This window comes from bacterium, from assembly GCA_021372615.1.
Classification (GTDB): Bacteria; Armatimonadota; Zipacnadia; order Zipacnadales; family UBA11051; genus JAJFUB01.
Genome location: JAJFUB010000060.1, coordinates 20,420 through 28,225 on the forward strand (window position 1 = coordinate 20,420; position 7,806 = coordinate 28,225).

Annotated in this window: 4 protein-coding genes; 2 read left to right on the plus strand and 2 right to left on the minus strand. The window is 70.2% G+C overall.

What is annotated here, in order from left to right; translation table 11 throughout:
• Positions 1-24 precede the first annotated feature (24 nt).
• Both LLH23_09185 and LLH23_09190 read left to right on the plus strand, forming a co-directional pair.
• A complete protein-coding gene (locus LLH23_09185) occupies positions 25-2,343 on the plus strand; it encodes a hypothetical protein (protein ID MCE5238653.1) in 2,319 nt (772 codons plus the stop codon).
• 84 nt (positions 2,344-2,427) lie between these two features.
• Positions 2,428-4,758 carry a right-handed parallel beta-helix repeat-containing protein gene (locus LLH23_09190; protein ID MCE5238654.1) on the plus strand — a complete coding sequence of 777 codons (2,331 nt, stop codon included), beginning with the start codon at positions 2,428-2,430 and terminating at the stop codon, positions 4,756-4,758.
• A 71-nt stretch (positions 4,759-4,829) separates the two neighbouring features.
• Here LLH23_09190 and LLH23_09195 read toward each other — a convergent pair whose 3' ends face one another.
• Together LLH23_09195 and LLH23_09200 are read right to left on the minus strand one after the other, a co-directional pair.
• Positions 4,830-6,353 (minus strand): FAD-dependent oxidoreductase, encoded by a 1,524-nt coding sequence (locus tag LLH23_09195; GenBank protein ID MCE5238655.1) that lies wholly within the window; start codon positions 6,351-6,353, stop codon positions 4,830-4,832.
• Positions 6,354-6,444: 91 nt separating this feature from the next.
• The coding region (locus LLH23_09200; protein MCE5238656.1) for a Smr/MutS family protein at positions 6,445-7,806 on the minus strand (1,362 nt) is incomplete at its 5' end.

The following is a 7,806-nucleotide window of genomic DNA, read 5'->3' on the forward strand; positions in this document are numbered from 1 at the left end:
TGACCACCACGCAGGAGCACCGCCATGCGCCTGACCCTCGCGGCACTGCTCATCATCTCGCTGGCCCTGCCATTGGCCGCCCGGGCAGACCTCGACCCCCTCCTGGCCCCGGCGCTGCGGGGCGCCGACCGCAACTTCCGCAACTGTGGCGACCCGCCGAGCCCCGGCCTGGGGGCGCGCAGCCTGTTCGAGATGGCCCTGGCCTACCTGGAGGGCGGGCAGTTCCTCGACCGCTTGCCGCGCCTGTTTGACCTGGCTGCGCAGATGCAGGATCGCGACCCGAAGAGCGCGACGTACGGCAACTTCCGCTGGTACTGGCGGGACGACAGGGTCGGCGACTGGAACGCCGTGGACTTCTCGATGCAGGCGGCGGCGCTGATCTGGGCGCGCCATGCCGACAAACTCACCCCGGAAGTGCGGGTGCAACTGCAGGAGCTGACCGACTTCGGGATCGAGGGCCTGATGCGCCACGGCGTGCCCGTGGACTACACCAACATCGTCTTCATGAACGCCGGCAACCTCATTGTCCTGGGGGAGCTGCTGAACCGCCCCAAGGCGGTTGAGGAGGGAGTGGCGCGGTTTGAGGAGGCGCTGGCGTACACCTGCAAGTGGGGCACGCACGAGTACGACAGCCCCACCTACGCCGCGGTGGACCTGACCGACCTCGCACTGATGCTGCACTACTCGCGCAACGAGACCGTCAAGCGGCAGGCGGAGGCGCTGCTCCGGTACTCCTGGACCGACATCGCGGCCAACTGGCACCCGGCGACGCAGCGACTGTGCGGGAGCCAGGCCCGGACGTATGACTATGTGGCCGGGCTGGGCTACCTGGACACGCACCTGATGGCCGCGGGCTGGCTGCCCACCCCGGAGGGCCGGGGCCCGGACATCCTGGCCTACCTCACGCGCTGGCAGCCCCCGGCGGCGCTCAAGCAGATGGCCGACACGCAGTTGCCCCGCCTGGTGCAGCAAACCTGGGGGCCGGGGCCGGCGGAGTTCAAGGTGCACTTCCTGCAGCCGGATGTGACCCTGGGCACGAGCGGCGGCGCGTACGGCGATCTCACGGACATGCCGCTCACTGTGGACCTGCCGGCCGAGCGCGGCCAGCCCCGCGGCTACTTCATCGCCGACGGCCGCAACGATCCGTACGGGCAGGTGAAGTTCGCGACCGGTATCCATGCCAAGGCGCTGCACCTGCGCGCCTTCTGGGCCGGCAGCCAGCGCACGAGCGACGCTGTCGGGCTGGTCATCTACACCGACCGGACCCTCATCCCCGAAGCCACGGTGCTGCACTCCAACCTCGTGCTGCCCCGCCAGGCCGACGCCTGGTGGGTCGGCGACCGGGCCGTAAGCTTCGACGGCAAGACGCCGGTGAACATGCCCGTGGCATACGGCCAGCCGGTGATCCTGCGGCGGGGCACGGCGGCGGTCGGCGTCAAGCTGCTGGGCGGGCGGGACATCGCGGGCGGCGCCGCGCCCGCGTTCCTCGTGGATGATGCCGGCAAGGCAGCCTGCGTGCGGTTGGTTGTGCGGCATGAGGTCGAGGGCCAGCCGTTGAGCGTCGCGCAGGCTCCGATGGCGGCGCTGTGGGTCCGTGCGGGCAGTGGCCTCCGCGACGACGCGGCCTTCGCCGCCTGGCGCGCGCAGTTCGCGGCGGCCGCGGGTGGCGCGGAGTTGTCGCCGACCGGTGCGAGCGTGCAAGTCGCCGGCGTGGACGGCCCCGTCGCAGTCAGTGCCGCGCCCCCATGGGGGCAGCACACAGCGTTCACCCCCGAGCCGCTGCGGGCCCTTCTGGCGGTGGACGGCAAGGACCTGGGGAAGGACCTCCTCGACCCGGTGCGGCCCAGGGAGATGGGCCTCGATGCCCTTGCGCCGGTCGCCGTCGCGCCGGGCCAGGGCGCCTACTGGGAGGCCGAGGCTGGGCTCGTGCGCCCGCTGATGACCGTCGCCGACGACCAGGACGCCTCGGGCAGCAAGTGCGTGTGGGTTCCCGGGGAGCCGGGCGAGCGGGGCCCCGCCGGGCGCGGCACGATCACCTGGAAGCTGCAGGTGGCCAGGGCCGGCAAGTACTGGCTGTGGGGGCGCGTTCTGACGCCCACACCCACCGATGACTCCTTCTTCGTCACCCTCGCCAACGACCGCGGCGAGCTACTACCGCAGACCGACTGGCACACCGGTACCCACACCGCCTGGGAGTGGGTGCGTGTCACCACCGGCAATCCCCCGGCGCCGCTGGCACTCGACCTGCCTGCCGGCATCGCCTTCCTGCAGGTCAAGGTCCGTGAGGACGGCGCGAAGCTCGACCGCCTATTCCTGTCGGCGGACGAGCAGGCGCAACCGTAGCCGTTGGAGCGCGGGCTTTCCAGCCCGCGGAGAACGACGGCGCGGGCTGGAAAGCCCGCGCTCCACGCCAAGGGAGTCGTCACCATGCGCCGACTGTTCCCGCTCGTCTTCCTCCTACTCCCGACTCTCGTCCCAGCCGCCACCCTTCATGTCAGCCAGAAGGCGCCCGGCGCCGCCGACACCAACATCGGCACAGCGGAAGCACCCTTCGTGACGATCTCGGCCGCGCTCAAGAAGCTCCAGCCCGGCGACCGCGTCACGATCCACGCCGGTGTCTACCGCGAGACGCTGGAGTTCAAGACCAAAGCCGCCGACTGGACGGAGCCAACGGTCATCGCCGCCGCACCGGGCGAGGAGGTCATCATCAAGGGCTCCGATGTCGTGACCGGCTGGGAGAAGCACGAGGGCAGGATCTGGAAGAAGCCGGACTGGAAGGTCAACTCACAGCTCGTGTTCGCCAACGGCGAGCGCCTGCAGCAGATCGCCGGAGAGATGGTACCGTACCTGACCGAGGGTGGGCGCTGGCGGGGCCGGGTCGGGGAGTCGATCAAGGACATGACGGCCGGCTCGTTCTACTACGACCTGAAGGCCAAGGTGCTATACGTGTGGCTCAAGGACGGAGGCGACCCGAACCAGGCGACCATGGAGGTCGGGGTGCGACCGTTCCTGCTCAAGACCGAGAGCGACTTCCTGATCGTCAAAGGCCTCAAGATGTCGCAAACGAGCACCGGCAACTACATCAACTGGCCCGCGGTCATCCTCACCGGCGACCACATCATCTTCCAGGACAATGAGGTGACCTGGTGCGACGCCATCGGGCTGGGCTTCACCGGCCGCTATGTCGAGGTGCTGAACAGCAAGTTCAACTGGTGCGGCAACAGCGGCATCGGCGGCAACAGCCTGGCCCACTGCCGCATGATCGGCAACGAGACCAGCTACAACAACTGGCGGCGGTGGTCCACAGGCTGGCATGCCGGCGGGATCAAGATGATCCCGTGGGAGCGCGGCCTGCTCATTGACCGGCACAAGGCCATCGGCAACTTCGCCGACGGCATCTGGATCGACTCGTATGACTCGGGCAACGTCTTCATTACCAACTGCGAGTCGGCCTACAACGAGGGCAATGGCATCCACTACGAGATCGCCAACCGCGGAGTCATCGCCAACAACCGGCTGCACCACAACGCCGGTCGCGGCGTGTATCTGTCCAGCTCCAGCGACTGCCTGGTGGTCTACAACACCTGCTACGGCAACGGCATGTCGGGGATCGTGTCCCACGGGGTGAACCGCCAGGGCCCGGTGGAGCGCTTCGGGGAGTGGGGGATCGTGCCGGCGCGCAACAACCAGATCTTCGGCAACATCCTGTGCAACAACATGAACCCGAAGCTCAAGCCCAAGGGCTGGAACTACCGCCCCGAGCTGATCCTGCCCAACCCGGCCAACAACCCGGCGCTCTTTGCGGGCAATGTGGCTGACTGCAACGTGTACTTCCGCAACAACGGCGAGGGCCTGCCGTGGTGGTTCAACTGGGGGGAGAAGGTGTGGCACGACCTGGAGAGCTGGCGCAAGGACACGGGCAACGACCTGCACTCGATCGTGGCCGACCCGCTGCTGCTGGACCCCGAGAACGGTGACTTCCACATCAAGCCGGGCAGCCCGGCGATCGGGATCGCGCCGGTCGTGGGCGCCATCGCGGTGGACTGCGAGGGCAGGGACCGCCCCGGCGACCGGATGCGCAGCGCCGGGGCCTACGAGATCCCGACCGACGCCAAGCCGCCGGCCGCCACCGGCCCGGCCAAGCCCGCCGCCCCGGCGCCCGCAGTCGCGGCGCCGGAGGGCAAGCTGCCCCTCCCGCCGCCTCAGACGCTGCAGTACCGCGAGATTGCCCTGCCGGCCAGGCTCCTGACGAAGCTGGCTGGCCCGGACGCCCGGCTGGCGCGCCTGGGCGCCTTGCTCAAGGGCATTGAGACGACGTGCGAGGGGGTGCGCGTGGTCTTCCCGCCTGAGCCGACGGCGATCGTCCTGCAGGGAGCCAAGCGCGTGGCCGAGCTGCCGGTGGACCTGAACGCCGATGTGCTGTACTTCCTGATCGGCACGCAGGGGGCGGGCGGGACGTTCGGCCTGTCCGTGGCCCGGGGCGATGGCGTCACGCAGGCCGCGACGCTGCGGATGGGCCAGGAGGTCGGGCCGAGCTTCGGGGCGTGGACCGGCACGCTCGACCAGTCGGCTCTGCCGCCGTACCTGACCACACGGCTGGGGTGGCAGGGCGGCCCCGCCACTGACCCGGTGCGCCTGTGGCAGGTCACCTACGTGAACGACAATCCGTGGCTGCCGGTGCAGAAGGTGAGCTGGAAGACAGGCCAGGCCGGGGACCAACTGGTGGTGCTGAAGGCCGTGGCCGGGATCAGGCGGTAGCAGCAGTTGGAGCGCGGGCTTTCCAGCCCGCGGAGAACGACGGCGCGGCCTGGAAGGCCCGCGCTCCACCCTCACGACAGCTTCTTTGCCCGCTGCGCCCCGTCGTCGGTGTCGAACGCCGGGACACCGGGGCGCTGCTCCCAGATCATGCGGTATGGTGTCGCCGGGAGCTCCCCGGGCACGAGCATGACGCCATGCCGCTCCAGCTCCTCGCGCCGGGCCGCCGGGCCCAGGTTCAGCGGCGTGACGCCCTGCCGCGCGGCCATCGCGGCCAGGATGCCGCAGGAATAGCCGGCCGCCATGCAGGTAACGCTGGCCCGCACCGAGTAGCCGTCCGTCGCGCACTTCCCCGCCACGAGCACGTTCGGTATCCCCTGCGGCACGAACATGCCCAGCGGCAGCCCCACGGCCTGCTTGCCGCCGGCCAGGCAGACCACGTCCTCGCGCTGCTCCAGCGGCTCGCCGGCCCGGTCCGTCAGGCGCGCCTCGCCGATGATCTCTCGCCCCCCACGCGGCATCGTCTGCGCCCCCATCGTGCGGATCACGGCCCGTTCGAAACCCGGCAGGTACTTGCGCACGAAGGCCAGGAACTCGAAGGCGTAGGTGCGGGCAGCGATCTCGGCCTGCGTGGTCGCGCGCGGGCCGCTGGGGTCCAGGCCCGTGACCATGCACACATTGGCGGTCACATCGTCAGCCCCGTGCCACGGCTCGGGCCAGAAGCCATCCCAGCCGTAGCGGATCTGCCCACCGTCGGGCAGGTCGCGGATGAGCGCCAGGTCGCCCGCATCCACAGCCTCGCGGAGGACAGGGCGGAACGGCCACGCCCGCCGCCGCCCCTCCAGCCATTCCGACCAGTACGGGTCGCGCTCCAGCTCCTCGGGGCTCATGCCGAGGGTCCTCGCCAGCCACGCGTCCCACTCGGGGTCCTCGTCCGGCAGCCCCTCCAGGAAGGCCTCATACCGCCCCAGGTCCACCAGCCCCATCTCAAAGAGCAGCCCCCACGATTTGTGCCCGCCGGTCGCGAGCGCCGCCCCCAGCGCCTCGGCCGCGTTGGCTCCGCCCGTGCAGTCCACGAGCTGTCGGCCCCGCACGGCCACACGCCCGCCCGGGGTCTCGAAGATGACGTCCAAGCGGCCCTCCGACGTCGCCTGCGCTGTGCTGAAGCACGCGTGCAGCCACAGCTCCACCCCGGCCTCCTGCAGCATCTGCAGGCACGCCTGCCCGGCGTGTTCATGGCGGTAGAAGATGCTGTGCCCGGCGGCGAAGGCCTCCTGCCGGTTGGCATACGGCGTGGCCCCGGCGGCGATGACGCGGTCCAGCAACTCCAGCGGCGCTCCGCCGACGATCGGCCGCCCGTCCTCGGTCACGAAGCGGTTGCCGAAGTGCCCCATCAGCCCCATGTTGACCGCGCCACCAACACTGCCGCACCGCTCGATGAGGCCCACTGTAAGGCGGGGGCTTGTACCCCGCCCGGCGCGCGCAGCCCCGACGGCCGCCATCACGCCCGCCGTGCCGCCGCCGACAACGACAACGTCGTACTCGCCCAGCAGGGGGATCTCACGCGCGGGTTCAGGAATGGTTACGGAAGTGGCCATCGCATCTCCAGGGGGTGCGGCGTGGGAGCGGTCACCGACCGCGAGTGGCCCGCGTCCCGGTCGCGGACGGTGACCGCTCCCACAGGCCAGGTTACTTGAGTTCCACCACCGTCACGCCGTCGCCGCCTTCGCCGAAGGGGGCGATGCCGAAGGACTTCACCCCGCGATGGCTGCGCAGGAACTTCTGGATGCCCTGCCGCAGCGCTCCGGTGCCCTTGCCGTGCACGATGCGGACCTCCGTCGCGCCGGAGATCTGCGCGTCGTCCAGGTACTTCTCCAGCGTCAGAATGGCCTCATCCACGGTCGTGCCACGCAGGTCAATCTCCGGGTGGAAGGTCGGGGCCTTGCGCATTTGCATGGTGTGGGCGAGGCGGCGGGCCTCCTCGCTGATGGGCTCTTCGGCCAGCTCGAGGTCCTCAGCCGCGGCCTCGATCCGTATGCGCCCGACCTCGACGAGGTAGCGGTCCTGCCGCAGGCGCTCGACGATGCGCCCCTCGCGGTTCATCGTCTTGAGGCGGACGGTCTGCCCGGCGGCGAAGGAGGCCGTCTGGAGGGGCCGAATACCATCCGGCCCGCCGTTCGTTGCTTCCGGCGCTCTGGGGCTCTCGTCGCTAACGGCGGGCCGGCTGATAGCCGGCCCCTCCAACGACTCCGCCACCGGCGCCTCGGCGGCTTCCCGCTCGATCTGCTGCCGCAGCTCGGCCACCTGCCGCCGCTTCTCCTCGGTCACTTTAGACTGGCGCGGCTGGCGCTGCAGCTCGGCGATGATCTGCCGCGCCTCCTCTTCGGCCCGCTGGACTATCTGCAGCGCCCGGTCGTAGCCCTGCTCCATCGCCTCGGAGCGCTGGGCCTGCAGCTCCTGGATGTTCCGCTCGTACTGGGCCCGGAGCTTCTCCAGGTCGCGCTGGGCCTTGGTCGTCTGCTTGCGCTGGCGGTCGAGGTCCGCCCGGCTCTGTCGCATCTCGCGCAGGGCGTCCTCGACGCTGAGGCGTTCGCCGCCGAGGAACTCGCGGGCGGTCTGGACGATGCGCCGGGGCAGCCCGAGACGCTGGGCCACCTGCAGGGCGTTGCTGCTGCCCGGCTCGCCGATCATGAGCCGGTAAGTGGGCTGCAGCGTCTTGATGTCGAACTCCACGGAGGCGTTCTCCATGCCCTCCGTGGCGTACGCGAACACCTTGAGATCATTGTAGTGGGTCGTGGCGACGGTCAGGCAGCCGGCGGCGTGCAGCTCTTCGAGGATAGCCTGCCCCAGCGCCGCCCCCTCGGCCGGGTCGGTCCCGGCGCCGAGTTCATCGAGCAGAATGAGGCAGTTCATGCCCCGCCGCGTGGGCCGGGGCAGGCCAGGTGTGGGAGCGGTCACCGACTGCAGGCCAGGTGTGGGAGCGGTCACCGACCGCGATTGGCCCGCGTCCTGGTCGCGGTCGGTGACCGCACCCACCCCCCCGGGGGGGGC